At 71.1% G+C, this 16,656-nt stretch carries 15 protein-coding genes; 7 read left to right on the top strand and 8 right to left on the bottom strand.

All coding sequences use genetic code 11. From position 1 onward, the window contains the following. Positions 1–95: 95 nt before the first annotated feature. Positions 96–821: a ferritin-like fold-containing protein gene (locus tag ACIBCM_RS11175; protein ID WP_399241747.1), complete on the bottom strand. Its 726-nt coding sequence runs from the start codon at positions 819–821 to the stop codon at positions 96–98. Between the two features lie 593 nt (positions 822–1,414). Between ACIBCM_RS11175 and ACIBCM_RS11170 the strand changes: the two genes are divergently transcribed. Both ACIBCM_RS11170 and ACIBCM_RS11165 read left to right on the top strand, forming a co-directional pair. Then, complete coding sequence (locus ACIBCM_RS11170; RefSeq protein WP_399241746.1) at positions 1,415–3,634, top strand: DEAD/DEAH box helicase; 2,220 nt, start codon at positions 1,415–1,417, stop codon at positions 3,632–3,634. Between the two features lie 108 nt (positions 3,635–3,742). After that, entirely contained in the window at positions 3,743–4,666 is a 924-nt protein-coding gene (locus ACIBCM_RS11165) for an alpha/beta fold hydrolase (protein ID WP_399241745.1), read from the top strand. A gap of 83 nt (positions 4,667–4,749) precedes the next feature. Here the strand turns inward: ACIBCM_RS11165 and ACIBCM_RS11160 are convergent, their stop codons facing one another. Continuing rightward, on the bottom strand, positions 4,750–5,463 hold the full coding sequence (locus ACIBCM_RS11160; RefSeq protein ID WP_399241744.1) for a GNAT family N-acetyltransferase: 714 nt from the start codon (positions 5,461–5,463) through the stop codon (positions 4,750–4,752). Positions 5,464–5,560: 97 nt separating this feature from the next. After that, complete coding sequence (locus ACIBCM_RS11155) at positions 5,561–6,496, bottom strand: NYN domain-containing protein (RefSeq protein ID WP_399241743.1); 936 nt, start codon at positions 6,494–6,496, stop codon at positions 5,561–5,563. A gap of 163 nt (positions 6,497–6,659) precedes the next feature. On the opposite strand from ACIBCM_RS11155, the gene ACIBCM_RS11150 reads away from it, so the two are divergent. Next, positions 6,660–6,815: a hypothetical protein gene (locus tag ACIBCM_RS11150; protein WP_399241742.1), complete on the top strand. Its 156-nt coding sequence runs from the start codon at positions 6,660–6,662 to the stop codon at positions 6,813–6,815. A gap of 133 nt (positions 6,816–6,948) precedes the next feature. On the opposite strand, the gene ACIBCM_RS11145 is transcribed toward ACIBCM_RS11150, so the two are convergent. From ACIBCM_RS11145 to ACIBCM_RS11130, 4 genes are all read right to left on the bottom strand, one after another. Further along, on the bottom strand, positions 6,949–7,554 hold the full coding sequence (locus ACIBCM_RS11145) for a MarC family protein (RefSeq protein ID WP_399241741.1): 606 nt from the start codon (positions 7,552–7,554) through the stop codon (positions 6,949–6,951). Positions 7,555–7,759: 205 nt separating this feature from the next. Further along, positions 7,760–8,623 carry a PHP domain-containing protein gene (locus tag ACIBCM_RS11140; RefSeq protein WP_399241740.1) on the bottom strand — a complete coding sequence of 288 codons (864 nt, stop codon included), beginning with the start codon at positions 8,621–8,623 and terminating at the stop codon, positions 7,760–7,762. 536 nt (positions 8,624–9,159) lie between these two features. Beyond that, on the bottom strand, positions 9,160–9,810 hold the full coding sequence (locus tag ACIBCM_RS11135) for a DUF6758 family protein (protein ID WP_399241739.1): 651 nt from the start codon (positions 9,808–9,810) through the stop codon (positions 9,160–9,162). Between the two features lie 99 nt (positions 9,811–9,909). After that, entirely contained in the window at positions 9,910–10,521 is a 612-nt protein-coding gene (locus ACIBCM_RS11130) for a suppressor of fused domain protein (protein WP_399241737.1), read from the bottom strand. Between the two features lie 458 nt (positions 10,522–10,979). On the opposite strand from ACIBCM_RS11130, the gene ACIBCM_RS11125 reads away from it, so the two are divergent. Both ACIBCM_RS11125 and ACIBCM_RS11120 read left to right on the top strand, forming a co-directional pair. Further along, positions 10,980–12,095 carry a magnesium and cobalt transport protein CorA gene (locus tag ACIBCM_RS11125; RefSeq protein WP_399241736.1) on the top strand — a complete coding sequence of 372 codons (1,116 nt, stop codon included), beginning with the start codon at positions 10,980–10,982 and terminating at the stop codon, positions 12,093–12,095. A 222-nt stretch (positions 12,096–12,317) separates the two neighbouring features. Continuing rightward, positions 12,318–12,887 carry a hypothetical protein gene (locus tag ACIBCM_RS11120; protein WP_399241735.1) on the top strand — a complete coding sequence of 190 codons (570 nt, stop codon included), beginning with the start codon at positions 12,318–12,320 and terminating at the stop codon, positions 12,885–12,887. Between the two features lie 293 nt (positions 12,888–13,180). Here ACIBCM_RS11120 and ACIBCM_RS11115 read toward each other — a convergent pair whose 3' ends face one another. After that, positions 13,181–13,948 (bottom strand): hypothetical protein, encoded by a 768-nt coding sequence (locus ACIBCM_RS11115; protein ID WP_399242092.1) that lies wholly within the window; start codon positions 13,946–13,948, stop codon positions 13,181–13,183. A gap of 634 nt (positions 13,949–14,582) precedes the next feature. Between ACIBCM_RS11115 and ACIBCM_RS11110 the strand changes: the two genes are divergently transcribed. Beyond that, positions 14,583–16,055, top strand: a complete 1,473-nt coding sequence (locus tag ACIBCM_RS11110) for a magnesium transporter MgtE N-terminal domain-containing protein (RefSeq protein WP_399241734.1) — start codon at positions 14,583–14,585, stop codon at positions 16,053–16,055. After that, the gene (locus tag ACIBCM_RS11105; protein WP_399241733.1) at positions 16,048–16,620 is read left to right on the top strand and encodes a DUF1003 domain-containing protein; all 573 of its coding nucleotides are present in this window, start codon (positions 16,048–16,050) and stop codon (positions 16,618–16,620) included. Before ACIBCM_RS11110 ends, ACIBCM_RS11105 begins: the two co-directional genes overlap by 8 nt. The last annotated feature ends 36 nt before the right edge of the window (positions 16,621–16,656 follow it).

Raw genomic sequence — 16,656 nt, 5'->3', positions numbered from 1 at the left:
CCATGAGACCCTCCGGCCGCCCCGGCGCAAGCAGCGGAAACAGCGAGAACAGCGAGAACAACACAAACAACGGCCGCAGTGGGCACGGAATGCGCTCAGGCCGCCAGGCCCAGCGCCGCCATCCGCTTGGTGTGGGCCTTGGTGATCCTGGCGAACATCGCGCCCACCGCCGCGAGATCGAACCCGTCGGCGACCCCGCCCACCAGCATCGTCGAGAGGGCGTCGCGCTCGGCGACCACCCGCTGGGCCTGGGAGAGCGCCTCGCCCATCAGCCGCCGCGCCCAGAGCGCGAGCCGTCCGCCGACCCGGGGATCGGCCTCGATGGCGGCGCGCACCTTCTCGACGGCGAAATTGCCGTGGCCGGTGTCATCGAGGACGGCGACGACCAGCGCACGGGTGTCGGAGTCCAGATGCACCGCGACCTCACGGTAGAAATCACTGGCGATGGAGTCGCCGACATACGCCTTGACCAGGCCCTCCAGCCAGTCGGACGGCGCGGTCTGGTGGTGGAAGTCGTCCAGCGCCTTGGCGAACGGCTCCATCGCGGCCGTCGGCTCCGCGTCGATCGCGGTGAGCCGGTCCCGCAACCGCTCGAAGTGGTGGAACTCCGCGGACGCCATCTTCGCCAGCTCCGCCTTGTCACCGAGGGTCGGCGCGAGCTTGGCGTCCTCGGCGAGCCGTTCGAACGCGGCCAGCTCCCCGTACGCGAGCGCCCCGAGAAGATCCACGACGGCTGCGCGGTACTGCGGGTCGGTGGAGGCCGTGGCCCAGTCCTGGGCGGCGATACCGGTGGGTTCAGTGGCGTTCTCAGGCGTCTCCATGGAGCGCACAATAGCCCGCCACGCCGGGCTCGTAAGGGCCTGGTCAGCGATGCCCGCGGCTCGCCCCGGCGCGTCGGCGGAGCCTTTGTCACCCCGGTTCCCATGAATTCGGCCAACACACATGCGCGAATCCGGGGTACAGTGGTAATGCGCCTGCTGAGCGTGGTTCATTCACTCGGCGGGCGATCGCAGTGATTGAACCCAGTGATTGATCGCAGTGATTGACTGAGGGACGAGGATGTTTCTGTTCCTCTGACCCCTTGAGGATGCCCGGTCGGTGGCACGATCGGCTCCGAACCGACCGCCCTCGCGCGGACCGTGCGCTTCCTTTCGCGTGCGACCGCAGATGAGGGGCCCCCTCAGCGGCATGAGCGCTCGAGCGACGGCAGTGGTCCCGCGCCATCCGGCCAACCCACGGCCGGTCCAGTACCCAGGTGCGGTACGACCCCCATCGTTCGCCTCACGCCGCGTCTCACAGAAGAGGCAACACCCTGACTACGCAGCAAACAACTTTCCGGGATCTCGGGATCCTGGCCGAAACAGCCGAAGCCCTCGAAGCCGTCGGCATTCTGTCACCCTTCCCCATTCAGGAGATGACGCTCCCCGTGGCGCTCTCCGGCACCGACGTCATCGGGCAGGCCAAGACCGGCACCGGCAAGACGCTCGGTTTCGGACTGCCGCTGCTGGAGCGCGTCACCGTCCCCGCGGACGTCGAGGCGGGCCGGGCGAAGCCCGAGCAGCTGACCGACGCCCCCCAGGCCCTCGTGGTCGTCCCCACCCGCGAGCTGTGCACCCAGGTCACCAATGACCTCCTCACCGCCGGCAAGGTGCGCAATGTGCGCGTACTGGCAATCTACGGCGGCCGCGCCTACGAGCCCCAGGTCGAGGCACTGCGCAAGGGCGTCGACGTGATCGTCGGCACGCCCGGCCGTCTGCTCGACCTCGCCGGACAGAGGAAGCTCGACCTGTCCAAGGTGCGGGCACTGGTCCTCGACGAGGCCGACGAGATGCTCGACCTGGGCTTTCTGCCCGACGTCGAGAAGATCATCCAGCAGCTGCCCGCCCGCCGCCAGACCATGCTGTTCTCCGCGACGATGCCGGGCGCGGTCATCGGCCTGGCCCGGCGCTATATGTCGCAGCCCACGCACATCCGCGCCACCGCGCCGGACGACGAGGGCGCGACCGTCGCGAACATCACCCAGCGCGTCTACCGCGCGCACTCCATGGACAAGCCCGAGATGGTCTCGCGCATCCTCCAGGCCGACGGCCGGGGTCTCGCGATGATCTTCTGCCGTACCAAGCGGACCGCGGCGGACATCGCCGAGCAGCTCGCGCGCCGGGGCTTCGCCTCCGGCGCCGTTCACGGCGACCTCGGCCAGGGCGCGCGTGAGCAGGCGCTGCGGGCGTTCCGCAACGGCAAGGTGGACGTCCTCGTCTGCACCGACGTCGCCGCGCGCGGTATCGACGTCGACGGTGTGACGCACGTCATCAACTACCAGTCGCCCGAGGACGAGAAGACCTATCTGCACCGTGTCGGCCGCACCGGCCGCGCGGGCAAGTCGGGTACGGCCGTCACGCTGGTGGACTGGGACGACATCCCGCGCTGGCAGCTGATCAACAAGGCGCTGGGCCTGGGCTTCGCCGAACCGGCGGAGACCTACTCCACCTCACCGCACCTCTTCGAGGAGCTGGGCATCCCCGAGGGCACCAAGGGTGTCCTGCCCCGGGCCGAGCGCACCCGGGCGGGTCTCGCGGCCGAGGAGCTGGAGGACCTGGGCGAGACCGGTGGCCGTGGCCGCAAGGCCGCCGCGGTGACCGAGGAGCGTCCGGCGCGTACGAGGACTCCTCGCCAGCGCCGCCGTACGAGGGCGGGCGCTCCGGCTTCCGCCGGGACTCCCTCGGGTTCCGGTGCCTCCGGTGCCGCCGACGGATCCGCCGCCTCCGGCTCGACCGGTTCAGCGGGTGCCGTGGGTACCGCGGGTTCTGCCACCTCGGAGACCGGGGCGGCCGAGCCCCGGGTGCCGAGGCGCCGCCGCCGTACGAGGGTGGGTGCGCCGAGCGCGCCCGCCCCGGTGGAGACGCTGGCATCCGCACCGGTGGCGGAATCCGCGCCGCCGGCCGAGCCCGTCGCCGTCGTGGAACCGCAGCCCGTTGCCGAGCCGGTCGTGGAGAGCGCGCCGCGCCGCCGCCGTACCCGCGCGGTGAAGGCGGTCACCCCGGTCGAAGCGGCCGAGACCGCTTCGGTCGAGACGGCTCCGGTCGGGGCCCCGGCCCCTGAGGCCGAGCCCGAGGCGAAGCCCAAGCGGACCCGCAAGCGTGCCGTCAAGGCCGTGGAGAGCACCGGGACAGCCACGGCGGTCGAGGCATCGGCCGTCACCGCGGCCCCCGAGGCCGAGGCGACGGAGGCCAAGCCCCGCCGCCGGACCCGCGCCGTCAAGGCCGTGGAAAGCGCCGAGGCCGCCGCGCCGGAGGCCGAGGCGAAGCCCAAGCGGACCCGGTCCCGTGCGGTCAAGGCCGTGGACACGGCGGAGGCCCCCGGGCCCGAGGCCAAGCCCAAGCGGACGCGCGCCGTCAAGACGGTCACATCCGCCGCGTCCGCCGAGGCGTCCTCGACGCTCACGGCGGCGGGCACGATCGCCGTACCGGCAGGGACCGCCGAGGCCAAGCCGAAGCGGACCCGGGCGCGCGCGGTGAAGTCGGCCGCGTCCGCCGAGGCCGCCGTCTCCGCCGTGGTGGAGACCCCCGCCGAGCCCGAGGCGAAGCCCCGGCGCCGTACGCGTACGGCAAAGGCAGCCGCGCAGCCCGAGAGCTGACGCACCGGCACCAGGTCGGCCCGGCCCCGTTCAGGGGCCGGGCCGTCGGCGTTCGCGCGGCACCCGGGCCGACGGGCGGCACTCCCGTACCGCCGTTAACCTCAACACATGAGCCGCCCGCCGACTTTTGTGCCGCCGCCCTGCGCCCGCCCGCGTACCCTCCGTACCGCCCGGGGGGACTTCGCCGTGCTCGACGCGCAACCCGAAGCACGGGAGCGGGACATCAAGGGCCTGGCACTGCTCGTTCCCGGGTTCACCGGGAGCAAGGAGGACTTCATCGCGATGCTGGAGCCCCTCACCGCGTCCGGTTACCGTGTGATCGCCGTCGACGGGCGGGGCCAGTACGAGACCCGGGGCCCCGACGACGAACAGGCTTACGCGCAGGACGAGTTGGCCCGCGATCTGCTCGCCCAGGCAGCGGCCCTCAACGCCGGAGTACCGCATCCTGCCGACCCGGAGAACGGGCCCGGCGTGCACAACGGCCCCGCTGCCCCCGGGATCCATCTTCTCGGGCACTCCCTCGGCGGTCAGATCGCCCGCGCCGCCGTCCTCCTCGACCCTTCGCCGTTCCGCACCCTGACCCTGATGTCCTCCGGCCCCGCCGAGATCAGCCCGGCCCAGCAGGAGAAGGTGCGCATGCTCAGCGACGCACTCATGGTCATGAGCATGGAGCAGGTGTGGAACGCGATGGAGGCCCTGGATCCGCCCGAGGACGCAGACATGGCCGGCGCGAGCGGACGGGACGACCTCCTCGCCCGCTGGCTGCGCCACAACCCCGTACAGCTGATCACGACCGGGCGCCGGCTCACCGTGGAGCCGGACCGGGTGGACGAACTGACCGCCGTCCGCCGGCTGCCCTCCCATGTGCTGAGCGGCGAGCGGGACGACGCCTGGCCCGTACCGCTGCTGGACGACATGGCGCGGCGGCTCGGTGCGCTCAGGACGGTCGTCGAGGGGGCCGAGCACTCGCCCAACACCGACCGCCCCAAGGAGACGGCCGCGGCGATCACCCGGTTCTGGGACAAGCACTGACCCGTCTTTCCCCGCGCCCTTTCCGCACGGCTTTCCACACGGCTTTCAACGTGGCTTTCAACGTGACCTGTGAACGTGGCCGTTCAGCGTGCGGTCCAGATCCAGCCCAGCGGGATGAGGCCGAGCGTACGGGCGACGGACCGGGAGGCGTGATTGTCCGCGGTGGTGCTGTAGAAGAGCACGGTCCTGGTGCGGTGCTCACGCTGGGCCCAGGCGGCCACGACGGCCGGTGCGAGGCGCTTGCCGCGGACGTCGGGGCGGGTCCAGACGCCTGCCTCCGCGGCCGTGGCGTTCGACGCGGGTGTGAAGCAGATCGACACCGGCTCCCGGTCGTGGATGGCCATGGCCCACTCACCCATGCGCCCGTTGATCAGCTCGTTCCACTCGTCGGGCTGCCAGTTGTCGGGCCTGATGAGGTGCTGGGCGGCGCGCCGGCCGTCGGTGGTGGAGGCGATGACGGGCAGCGGTGCCGGATCCGGGACGGCGAGGCGGTCCGGGAAGACGAAGCACGGGCCGCCCTCGACGGTCACCGTCCGGTCGTCGAGGGATGCGACCAGACGGTGAAGTGCGTCGGGCAGCCGGCCGGGGCTGTACTCCTGCTCCATCTCCATGCCGTCGACGGAGCCGGGGAGCGCGAGTCCGGGCGCGAGTGCCAGAAGACGTGCACCGGGAGACCATGCGCACACCGCGAGCAGGGAAGGATCTCTCAGTACCGCGTGAGGGTTGCCGGGGTCCGGCGCGAGGCCGTAGTTCGCGTCGATCTCCAGGGCCAGCAGTCGTCCTTCGTCCAGGCTCATGACGAGAGGCTATCTTCGCAGGTCGGCCGGGAGGATCCGGGGCGGGCGCCGACCCGGCCCCGGCGGTGGCCGGTGCCGGGCAGCGGCGCCGCCCCGGTCAGTACTGGGTCTGGAGATGGTGCCAGAAGCCGTCCCGCAGGGCCCTTCTCAGCACCGCGTGCCCCCGCAGCGACCGCTGGAGCACGCGTTCCGCCTGGACCAGGAGGTCCTGGTCGACCGGCCCCGGCAGATACGGATGCCCGGGCAGCAGGTCCGCCATCGACTCGGTCCCCCGTTCCGCCAGCCAGGTGGCCGCGATCTGCGCCCCGACGAAGCGGACATCGTCACGGGACGGCGGAGGCGCGCCCTCGTTCTCGTAGGTCGTGACGGGACGGCGGGTGATGTACGGACGGCAGAAGTCCAGGTCGAAGGTCCGCTGGCTGTCCACCTCCCACAGCAGCGGCTCTGCCTGATTGCTCCCGTCGGACGCCTCGATTCCCCAGAGGTGGACCCGTGCCCCATAACCCTGCGCCGCCTCGACCGCCGAGACGAGGTCCTCGTCTCCGCCGACGAGCGCAGCGTCGCTGATCGCGCGATGCCTGGCGAGGGACTCCAGATCCGTCCGTATGAGTGAATCGACGCCCTTCTGCTGATTGTTGGCGTTGAGATTGCCGAGCCGAACCTTCACATCCGGAAGCTCGGCGATCGACTGCTGCTCGGGGGTGTGGATACGGCGCCGGGCGCCGTCGTACCAGTAGACGCGCAGCAGCCGGCTGTCCGCGAATATGGTGCGGGCCTTGTCGATGAACGCCTCGATCAGCCCTTCGGCGTCCAGATCGAACGAGCGCCGGTCCTCGGTGCCCGCCACCAGCAGTCCGGCCGCGGCGTAGACATACCCCGCGTCCACGAAGATGGCATGGGTGGACGGAGTCTTCGCGACCTCGGCAAGCATGCGATGGAGCAGCTCGTTGGTGTGCTCCAGCCGGGCCCCGATCTCCCGGGTTCCGGCCTCGCCGAGCTGCTGACTCATCTCGTTGCTCTCTGCGTCGTTCATACGGAGCCCATTCTCCGGTGGCTCATACACACCCGCCAGTAGTTAGACAAGGCAATTATTTACTTAGCGTAGGGAATATTTGCAAGGCGCATCCCCGTTGATACAGCTGTTGAACGCATCACTATCAGTTCTCCAGCAGGAGGATCGGACGAAGGGAGAAGCCGTGCGCTTCGAGATCATGCGACTGGACGACGTCGACGGCACCGCCGTGGACAGCACGGTCGTGGACGCAGCCTCCGTCACCCGGATCGTGCAGCAGGCCGCCGCGACGGGCCAGCGCATCTACATCCGCCCGGCCGACGAATCGCCGGCTTCATAGGTCGTCGCTCACCACTTCGGGTGCCCCCGCGGGAGGATTCCGCCGGGGGCGCGCGCATATCCGCGCCCGCCTGGCCCGGCGGGCTCGTCCCGGCGATCCTCACCGTGCGTACCCCGCGCCGCGCCGTCAGCCCTCAGGCCCCCTGGACGACCTGGGTGACCCCGTTGATGATCTGCTGCACGGCGATCGCGGAGAGCATCATGCCCGCGAGCCGGGTCACCAGCACCACACCGCCGTCCTTGATCAGGCGGATGATCAGCAGCGAATAGCGCATGGTCAGCCAGAGCACCGCGTGCATGACCACTATCGCCGCCCAGACCGCGATCTGCTGGGAGGCGCCGTCGGCGTTCTGCACGGCGAGGATCACCGACACGATCGCGCCCGGTCCGGCCAGCAGCGGCATGCCGAGCGGTACGAGCGCCACATTGACGTCCTTGGTCTGCTGGGGCTCGTCCGTCTTGCCGGTCAGCAGATCGAGCGCGATCAGCAGCAGGAGCAGGCCGCCCGCGATCATCAGCGCGGGGACGGAGACATGCAGATAGTCCAGGATCTGCTGGCCGAGCAGACCGAAGACGGTGATCACACCGAAGGCGACGGCCACCGCCTGCCAGGCCATCCGGCGCTGGACCTTGGCGGGCCGTCCGGAGGTCAGCGCGAGGAAGATCGGGGTGATCCCGGGGGGATCCATGATCACGAAGAGGGTCAGAAAGAGGGATCCGAAAACGGCGGCGTCGAACACGGTGATGGCCTGGGGTCTTTCGTGTGGATCGGGCTGGATGAGGAAGGGGCGTTACGTCCCCGGGCGCACTCCCCGCCTCGCCGGAAGGATCCCGTCGGCGCCCGGAGGCTCAGGAGAAGGGTCCGGTGCAGGGGCTCGCGGGCCCGGCGGAGACCCGAGCGAGAGCCTGTGACCAGAGGAAGGAGTGCGGAGGACGAGCGGTGGATCAGGCGCGGTGTCCGCCCGCGCCCGGCACCAGGAACGCCCCGGTCGCGCGGCGCGTGATCTCACCGTAGATCTCGGGGTCGGTGGTGTACGCACCGAGCTCGACGGTCTTCCGGGCGCCGTGGTAGTCACTGGACCCGCAGGTCAGCAGCCCGAGGTCCCCGGCGAGGGCACGCAGCCGCTCCCGGGTGGGCCCGTCGTGGTCCATATGGTCGACCTCGATGCCGTCGAGGCCCGCCGCGGCCAGTTCCGCGATCGCCGACTCGGGGACCGTACGGCCGCGCTTGACCGCCGCCGGATGCGCGAACACCGAGACCCCGCCGGCCGCCTTGACCAGGCGGACCGCGGTGAACGGGTCGAGTTCGTGCTTGGTGACATGGGCCCGCCCGCCGTCGGCGATCCACTCCTTGGTGAACGCGTCGGAGACGGTCGGAACGACACCCAGCTCGACGAGCGCGGTCGCGATGTGCGGACGGCCGACGGAACCGTCCCCGGCGATACGGGCGACCCGCTCCCACTCCACGGGCACACCCAGCTCCCGCAGCTTCTCCACCATCGCCCGCGCACGCGGTACCCGGTCGTCCCGGACCAGTTCGCGCTCGCGCAGCAGCTCGGGCTCGTCGGGGTCGAAGAGATACGCCAGCAGATGCAGGCTCACCCCGTCGAGGGCGCACGAGATCTCGGCGCCGGTCACCAGGGTCAGCCCCTCGGGAAGCGCTGCGATCGCCTCGGCGTGGCCGCGGGTGGTGTCGTGGTCGGTGAGGGCGACGACATCGAGTCCGGCCGCCGCGGCGTGGCGCATCAGCTCGGCGGGGCTGTCCGTGCCGTCCGAAGCCGTGGAGTGGGTGTGCAGATCGATACGCACGCGGGGCTCCAGGGCTCGGGGCCTTCCGCCCGGTGGGCGCGGAGGTGGAGGCGGACAGGGACGGTCCAGTGTATCCGGGCCCTCGTCACGGCCCGGTTCGACGTGGTCAGGACGGGCACCGAGCCGGTCCCGGTGGGGGTGCGGGTGCCGTCCGGGTCCCGGGCCGGTCCCGGTGGGCGCTGTGGTGGCACGGGGCCGAGCCGGGATTCCGGTTCAGGGTGCCGGGCCTGGGCTACGGTCCCGGATTACGGCCTGGGGCCGCGGTCCCGGGTTACGGCCCTGGGTGTACGGCCCGCTGGGCGTCCGGCTCCGTGGCCGAGCCTGCTGGACGTCCGGCCCCGTGCTGCCGTTCCGGGGTGACGGTCGCGGCCGTACGGCCCCGGCGTCCGGCCCCGGACTGCCCTCCCCGGCGCACGGCCCCGGGCTGCCCTCGCCGGTGCACGGCCCCGGCCGGCGTCCCCGGCGTACGGCCCCGGCTGCCGTACCCGGCGTACAACCTCCTCCGGGCGTACGGGCCCGGCGTCTTCGGGCGGACCTTATGGCCCGGCCGGGTCCAGCAGTCGCGGCGAGAGCGCACCGCACGGCACCAGTTCGACCTCGGCCCCCGCGTCGCGCAGATCGGTGAGGACCAGTTCGTCGTACATCAGCAGCCCGGACTGCTCCGGCCAGACGATCGCCCACAGCCAGAGCCCGCGCGCCTCCCCGGCGAAGACCGCGCGGTCGTGGGGCGCCGCGCGCACATGCCACAGGGGCGTGGGACGGCCCGCGGCGAGCAGTTTGACCTGCGGGGCCTTGTCGCCGCAGATATGCGGTCCGGGGTCGAGTCCGTCGATGCCCGCGTAACGCGCGCCGAGCCCGACGCCCAACTCCTCGGCGATCAGCAGCAGTTCCCCGAGGCCGCCGAGCGGGCCCGGACCCGAGCAGGCGACGGCGGTGGCTCTGCCGCCGCTGCGGTCGTCACCGGCGTACGCGACCCCTGTGAACAGCCAGCCGACCGGGAGCGGCCAGGGCATCCAGACGGGAACGCGGGCACGGTGCACCACCACGCCGAGGGCCTCGACGCTGGGCGGGAGCACCGGCTGCAGCGGGTGGACCGCGCCGTGCAGATCGCACTGCCAGGCGTCGGCGAAGAGGCCGGGCGCCCTGACCCGGCCACCGCACTTCGGGCAACTGGGTTCGCCCCTCATAGCGCTCAACGGTCCTACCCGGCCGTCGTCGCGTCAAGGACGATCACCCGTCCGGTGTGATCCGGCACCGGGACAACCGGGGGCCGCCGGCCGTCCCCGTCAGCCGAGGGCCACCGAGCCGCGCAGGGGATCGCGCAGGTCGGTCCCCCGGGCCAGCCACCGCTCCCGCAGTTCGCCCGCCCCGTGCACCCGCTTCCACGCGGCTTCGTTCGGTGTCATCGGAAGCAGCGGCAGAAATCGCACCGGCTCCATCGGGTCGTCCAGTTCCAGATCCCCGACCAGCCCGCCCGGCTCGGCGACCAGTACCGAACTGAAGGGCGCGGAGGGCCACAGGGGTTCACCGACGTCCAAAGACGCGCCGGGCGCCACGACGACACCCTCCACCTGAGGGGAGGCGGCCAGGACGGCGAGCGGACGCAGCACCTTGTCGGTGTCGGCGAGCCCCGCCCGTACCGTCAGAATCAGCTCCGCGCGCGGGCCCTTCACCGGATCGGCGAGCGCGGCCGTGGGATCGGCCATGGGAAAGGCCGACATCCCGAGTGTGGCGTACCGCACGATGCCGCCGCCCGTCCCGCCCCCGCCATCGGCCGTACCGCGGAACCGGAGCACCTCGATTCGGTCCGTACCCAGGAACGTCACCGCCGCACGGGCGTCCGGCTCCCCGAGGGCCGTGAGCAGCCTGGCCTCGACCAGAGCAAGAACGTCTCCCATAGGGCGAGCATAAAGCGCGTAAGGAAAGGTCAAAACAGAGGATTGACCCTCTGTCGGCTGATAGTGTTGGCCGCTGGTCGGGACGGTAGAGCAGGACGGCACGCGCAAGCGCGGCCCTCCGGTCCCGAGCATCACGTCTCCCCTACGGGGGACCGGCCGGAGGAGGTGGGGTCTGCGGTGGATCGAAGTCGACCGTGCAGTACCAACCGCTCTTCCGTACGGCATCACCGCCATCCGGTGATCTGAGCCCTTCACGCACAGGGCCGCGGCGTTCGTACGACGGCATTTCCGTTCATGGGCGTTTCGCACGACGGAAGAGCACCTCGTTTTTGCCTGTCTGTAGCGAACGCCGTCATCCGCGACGCCGCGGTGCCGCCCGCTTTGCGGACGTGAGCCCACGTCCCCATTCCGGGCTGTGCCACACCGCTCGCCGACGGCCTCTCCGTGAGGAGCCAGCCATGTCGATGATCCGTGACCTGCGTGCGGCGGTCCGTCCGTCCCTGCGTAAGAGCAGCAACCCCTTCAACACGTACGACCCCACCCGTGACCCCTCCGCCTCCAGCGCCGTCGTCGACTGCGCGGTCTACCGCGACGGCAAGCGGGTGGACAGCGACGGCTGCCAGACCCCGCGCGAGGCGATGCTGCAGGTGCGGGAGGGCGGCGGCTTCGCGTGGATCGGGCTGCACGAGCCGACGGAGGAGGAATTCGCCGGTATCGCGGCCGAGTTCGGGCTGCACCCGCTCGCCGTCGAGGACGCCGTCCACGCCCATCAGCGGCCCAAGCTGGAGCGGTACGACGACACCCTCTTCACCGTCTTCAAGACGGTCCACTACATCGAGCACGCCGAACTCACCGCGACCAGCGAGGTCGTCGAGACCGGCGAGGTCATGTGCTTCACCGGCCGGGACTTCGTCATCACGGTCCGCCACGGCGGCAAGGGCTCCCTGCGCGCCCTGCGGCACGGCCTCCAGAAGGACACCGAGCTGCTGTCCAAGGGCCCGTCCTCGGTCCTGCACGCCATCGCCGACCATGTCGTCGACGGCTACATCGCGGTCGTCGGGGCGATGCAGGACGACATCGACGAGGTCGAGATCGATGTCTTCTCCGCGCCCTCCAAGGGCAGCTCGCGAGGCACCGACGCCGGGCGGATCTACCAGCTCAAGCGCGAGGTCCTGGAGTTCAAGCGGGCCGTCTCCCCGCTGCTGCGGCCGATGCAGCTGCTGAGCGAGCGGCCGATGCGGCTGATCGACCCCGACATCCAGAAGTACTTCCGCGACGTCGCCGACCATCTGGCACGGGTGCAGGAGGAGGTCCTCGGCTTCGACGAGCTGCTGAACTCCATCCTCCAGGCCAATCTGGCGCAGGCGACCGTCGCGCAGAACGAGGACATGCGCAAGATCACCTCCTGGGCCGCGATCATCGCGGTGCCGACGGCGGTCTGCGGGGTCTACGGCATGAACTTCGACTACATGCCGGAGCTGCGCTGGCAGTACGGCTACCCCATGGTGCTGACCGCGATCGCCGTGATCTGCTTCACGATCCACCGCACCCTGAAGCGCAACGGCTGGCTCTAGTGCTGTGGCCGGAAACGTTCACCGGCCCGCGACGCCCTGCACGGCTCCCCCTGGGCCCGGCGGCCCGGAGGTACCCCCAGCCGCGTTGTCGGACCGCGCGAGTACGGCGAGTACGAGCTGCGGACCTCCGCCTTGCGCTGCACCGCACCGGACACCGCGGGCCACCGGCAAACCCTTCCGGCCACAGCACTAGCGGTGACCCGCACTGGATAGGCTGGGTCCATGACGGAACACCTGCTCGGACGGGCCCTCGTCGAGGAGGCCACCAAGAAGTCCGGCCTCATCTGGGTCCGCGGCGGGGTCGCCGAGGGCGATGGGGCCCCGGGTGCCGGGGACCCGAGCGGGGGCCCGGGTGACGGGCGGGCGCTCTGGCACATCTGGCACGAGGGCGCGGCCCATGTCGTCGGCGACGGCCCCGGCGAGCAGCCGCTGCCGGGGCTGAGGGCCGGAGGCAGCGCGGAGGTCACCGTCCGCAGCAAGGACAAGGGCGGCCGGCTGGTCGCCTGGACCGCGACCGTGACGGAGCTCGAACCGGGCTCCGAGGCGTGGGAGTCGGCCGTTACGGAACTCAAGTCCAAGCGGCTGAACGCGACCGATACGGAGGGGCTGCGGGAGCGGTGGGCCCGGGAGTGCCGGGTGCTGAGGCTCGATCCCGTGTCCTCGACGACCTCCCACTCCGACGGATCGCTCGCGGCCCCGCCGGCGGTGTCGCCCGCGACGACCCGCGGGGCGGTGCCGGCGGGTCTGCCGCGGTTGCTGCTGGGGCGGGGCCGGAAGCGGGGACGCGGGTAGCCCCCGCGGGGCTCCTCGCGGAGGGCCGGGCCGGGTGGTGGCCGCGTCCCACCGGGGGCTTCTGCGCCGGGGCCGTACCCGGACCGTGACCGAGCCTCACCGCAACCCTCGTCCTCAAACGCCGGACGGGCTGGAAGAGCCGCACCCCGACCGCGACCGCACCTCACCGCAACCCCCGTCCTCAAACGCCGGACGGGCTGGAAGAGCCGCACCCAGGCTGGAAGAGCCGTACCCGGGGTGGGAGTACCGCGCGCGGGCGGGGAGGGCCGAGGCCAGCCCCATAGGGGGAGGGGTCAGTCGCTGGAGGTGGGGAGTTGGCGGCCGTAGTCCACCGTTTCCGCCTTGGGCGGGGCGGCCAGCGCGAAATCCAGGTCCCACTCGCCGAGCGTCAGCACCCCCGCCCCGCCCGCCCGCGTGAACTGGAGCGGATACGGTTCGCCCTCCAGGGAGACATCGAGCACACCGCCGTCGCCGTCCTCCGCCTTCACCTTGATCGTCCGCATGCCCCCCACCTTCGTACGGGCGCCCTTGCTCAGGTCGCCCTGCATCCCGAGGAGACCGTCGAGGAGGGCATCCATCTCCGTGAAGCCCCGGAACTGCTTGTACGCGGGGTCGCCCTGCGGGACCTTCACATACTTGTTGTCGAGCTTGCCCGCCGCCTCCGCGTCCGTCCTGGAGGGCTCCTCACCGGGCTTGCCGTCGCCCTGGTGGGTCCAGAACACCGCGTCGGCCTTGATGAAGAGGTCGTCGCCCACCCGCAGCAGCTCGAAGGTGTCGTCCTTGGAGGTGACGGAGCCGGTGCCGCCGTCCTCCTTGAGCCGCATGTTCAGCCGGTAGGTGCCGCCCTTGCTGACGAGCGTCCCGGAGAGCCGTACCGACGTCGCCGCGTCCGCCGCCTCCCGCGCCCTGTTCTCGATCTCGGTCGCCGAGAGCTTGCCGATCCCGTTGGTCCCCTTGTCCGGGTCCTCCCCGCAGGAGGCGAGCCCCGTCGTCAAGCCCGCGCACAAAATCACACTGAGCGCGGCCCGACGGGCCCGGGAAACCGGGGGGAGAAGAGTCACCAGCGCACTGCCTCTCATCTACTTCTCATGGGGGGTGGCAGTCCGCAGCGTACCCGGGCCGCCTGAGCGCCTCGGCAGCAGCCATACGGACGCCGACGACCGGCATCCCGGAACGGTACGGGCTAGCCTGAAGCCCTTGAACAGCAGTTTTTCCGACAAGATCCGAAAAAGACCCGACACCGAGCCCCAATCGACCACCCCACCCCCGAACACTTCCCAGGCAACCGCACCACAAGACCCACACCACCAGGAGGCCCCGCACCCCTTGGGCGAGTGAGCCGAAGGGCCCGCGCGTGGTCCCGGACGATCGAAGAGCCTGTACTTCTTGGGCGAGTGAGCCGAAGGGCCGCGCGGGTGTCGAAAGGGAGAGCGCGCGGAGGTCCCGAGGAACGAGGGATCGAGCACGGTCGACCGTCGACGCACGCTCAAGCGGCCCGGTGGGGGTCCCCCCGGACGGAGTCTGGGGGAGAACCGAGCCACAAAAAAGAAGATCGCGCGTCGGTCACTGTCCGGAGGCCCTCCGCCCGACCCACCGACCGAACACGGTCAACCGTCCGATACACGCTCAAGCGGCCCGGCGGGGTCCCCCCGGACGGAGTCCGGGGGAGAACCGAGCCACAAAAAAGAAGGGACCATGGCCCCAAGCACTCCCCGCGTCTTCGTCTCCCATCTCGCCGGCGTACCGGTCTTCGACCCCAACGGCGATCAGGTCGGACGCGTCCGCGACCTCGTGGCGATGCTGCGGTTGGGCCACCGTCCGCCCCGGCTGCTCGGCATGGTCGTCGAGGTGCTCACCCGGCGCCGGATCTTCCTCCCGATGTCGCGGGTCACCGGTATCGAGTCGGGCCAGGTCATCACCACGGGTGTGCTCAATGTGCGCCGTTTCGAGCAGCGCCCTACGGAGCGGCTGGTCCTGGGTGAGCTGCTGGACCGCCGGGTGCGGCTGGTGGAGGGCGGCGAGGAGGTCACGGTGCTCGATGTTTCCGTGCAGCGGCTGCCCGCCCGCCGGGACTGGGAGATCGACCGGGTCTTCGTCCGCAAGGGCCGGGGCGGGGCCCTGCGCCGTAAGGGGGAGGCCCTGACGGTGGAGTGGTCCGCGGTGACGGGCTTCTCGCTGGAGGAGGACGCCCAGGGCGCGGAGAGCCTGGTCGCCACGTTCGAGCGGCTGCGCCCGGCGGACCTGGCCAATGTGATGCACCATCTGTCTCCGAAGCGCCGCGCCGAGGTCGCTGCCGCTCTCGACGACGACCGGCTCGCCGATGTGCTGGAGGAGCTGCCCGAGGACGACCAGGTGGAGATCCTCGGCAAGCTCCAGGAGGACCGTGCCGCGGATGTGCTGGAGGCGATGGACCCGGACGACGCAGCCGATCTGCTCTCGGAACTGCCCGAGGACGACAAGGAGCGGCTGCTGACCCTGATGCGCCCGGACGACGCGGCCGACGTACGCCGGCTGCTGTCGTACGAGGAGCGCACGGCGGGCGGGCTGATGACGACCGAGCCGATCGTGCTGCGGCCGGACGCCACGGTGGCCGACGCCCTGGCGCGCGTACGCCAGGAGGATCTGTCACCCTCGCTGGCCGCGCAGGTGTATGTGTGCAGACCGCCGGACGACACCCCGACGGGCCGCTATCTGGGGACGGCGCACTTTCAGCGGCTGCTGCGGGACCCGCCGTTCACCCTCGTCAGTTCCGTCGTGGACAGCGATCTGCCGCCGCTCGCGCCGGACACCCCGCTGCCGGCGGTGACCAGCTATCTCGCGGCGTACAACATGGTCGCCGCACCGGTCGTCGACGAGGCGGGCTCCCTGCTGGGTGTGGTGACCGTGGACGATGTGCTGGACCATCTGCTGCCGGAGGACTGGCGGGAGACGGAGTTCGAGGAGTCCGCCCTCCACGAGCGCGAGACCGGGCACGACAGCGGGTCCCTCCACGGCCCCGGAGACGGTTCCGACCCGAGGTCCGGGTCGCCCGGCTCCGGACCGGGTTCCGGTTCCCCGTCCGGCTCCGGTTCCCGTTCCGGTTCGGGCTACGACCGCGAGCCCGGACCCGGCCGGGGCCCCTCCGACGGACGCGAGCCCCCGTACGACGGTGGGTCCGCGCATGAGTAACGAGTACGGGCTGACCGAGCGCGGCGAGCCGAAGGAGCGCCCCGTCCCCCGCTCCCGCTCGCGCCTCGACCTCCCGCAGGTACCGCGCCGTACGGTGCTGCCGGAGTACGATCCCGAGGCGTTCGGCCGCCTCTCCGAGCGGATCGCCCGATTCCTGGGCACGGGCCGGTTCATCGTCTGGATGACGGTGATCATCATCATGTGGGTCGTCTGGAACGTCAGCGCCCCGCCCGCCCTGCGCTTCGACGAGTACCCCTTCATCTTCCTCACCCTGATGCTGTCGCTCCAGGCTTCGTACGCCGCCCCCCTGATCCTCCTGGCGCAGAACCGCCAGGACCAGCGGGACCGGGTCACCCATGAACAGGACCGTGAGCAGAACGAGCGTTCCATCGCGGACACGGAGTATCTGACCCGTGAGATCGCGGCGCTGCGGATGGGCCTCGGCGAGGTCGCCACCCGGGACTGGATCAGGTCTGAGCTCGAAGACCTGGTCAGGGACTTGGAGGAGCGGCGCGCGCCGTTCCCCGACGGCGGCGGCCCGGGCCGTGACGAATCCGACCGCTGACGGCTTTCCGGGGGCGGGAGCGGGCGCCGTACCATC

It is taken from the genome of Streptomyces sp. NPDC051018 (assembly GCF_044456085.1).
GTDB lineage: Bacteria > Actinomycetota > Actinomycetes > Streptomycetales > Streptomycetaceae > Streptomyces.
This window is presented reverse-complemented; position numbering and strand designations above follow the sequence as displayed.

What these genes read in the sequence shown, in the direction of transcription:
- ACIBCM_RS11175 (WP_399241747.1), bottom strand. Translation starts at nt 821, where the DNA reads ATGGAGACGCCTGAGAACGCCACTGAACCCACCGGTATCGCCGCCCAG.
- ACIBCM_RS11170 (WP_399241746.1), top strand. Translation starts at nt 1,415, where the DNA reads ATGACGCTCCCCGTGGCGCTCTCCGGCACCGACGTCATCGGGCAGGCC.
- ACIBCM_RS11165 (WP_399241745.1), top strand. Translation starts at nt 3,743, where the DNA reads ATGAGCCGCCCGCCGACTTTTGTGCCGCCGCCCTGCGCCCGCCCGCGT.
- ACIBCM_RS11160 (WP_399241744.1), bottom strand. Translation starts at nt 5,463, where the DNA reads ATGAGCCTGGACGAAGGACGACTGCTGGCCCTGGAGATCGACGCGAAC.
- ACIBCM_RS11155 (WP_399241743.1), bottom strand. Translation starts at nt 6,496, where the DNA reads ATGAACGACGCAGAGAGCAACGAGATGAGTCAGCAGCTCGGCGAGGCC.
- ACIBCM_RS11135 (WP_399241739.1), bottom strand. Translation starts at nt 9,810, where the DNA reads ATGAGGGGCGAACCCAGTTGCCCGAAGTGCGGTGGCCGGGTCAGGGCG.
- ACIBCM_RS11130 (WP_399241737.1), bottom strand. Translation starts at nt 10,521, where the DNA reads ATGGGAGACGTTCTTGCTCTGGTCGAGGCCAGGCTGCTCACGGCCCTC.
- ACIBCM_RS11125 (WP_399241736.1), top strand. Translation starts at nt 10,980, where the DNA reads ATGTCGATGATCCGTGACCTGCGTGCGGCGGTCCGTCCGTCCCTGCGT.
- ACIBCM_RS11120 (WP_399241735.1), top strand. Translation starts at nt 12,318, where the DNA reads ATGACGGAACACCTGCTCGGACGGGCCCTCGTCGAGGAGGCCACCAAG.
- ACIBCM_RS11110 (WP_399241734.1), top strand. Translation starts at nt 14,583, where the DNA reads ATGGCCCCAAGCACTCCCCGCGTCTTCGTCTCCCATCTCGCCGGCGTA.
- ACIBCM_RS11105 (WP_399241733.1), top strand. Translation starts at nt 16,048, where the DNA reads ATGAGTAACGAGTACGGGCTGACCGAGCGCGGCGAGCCGAAGGAGCGC.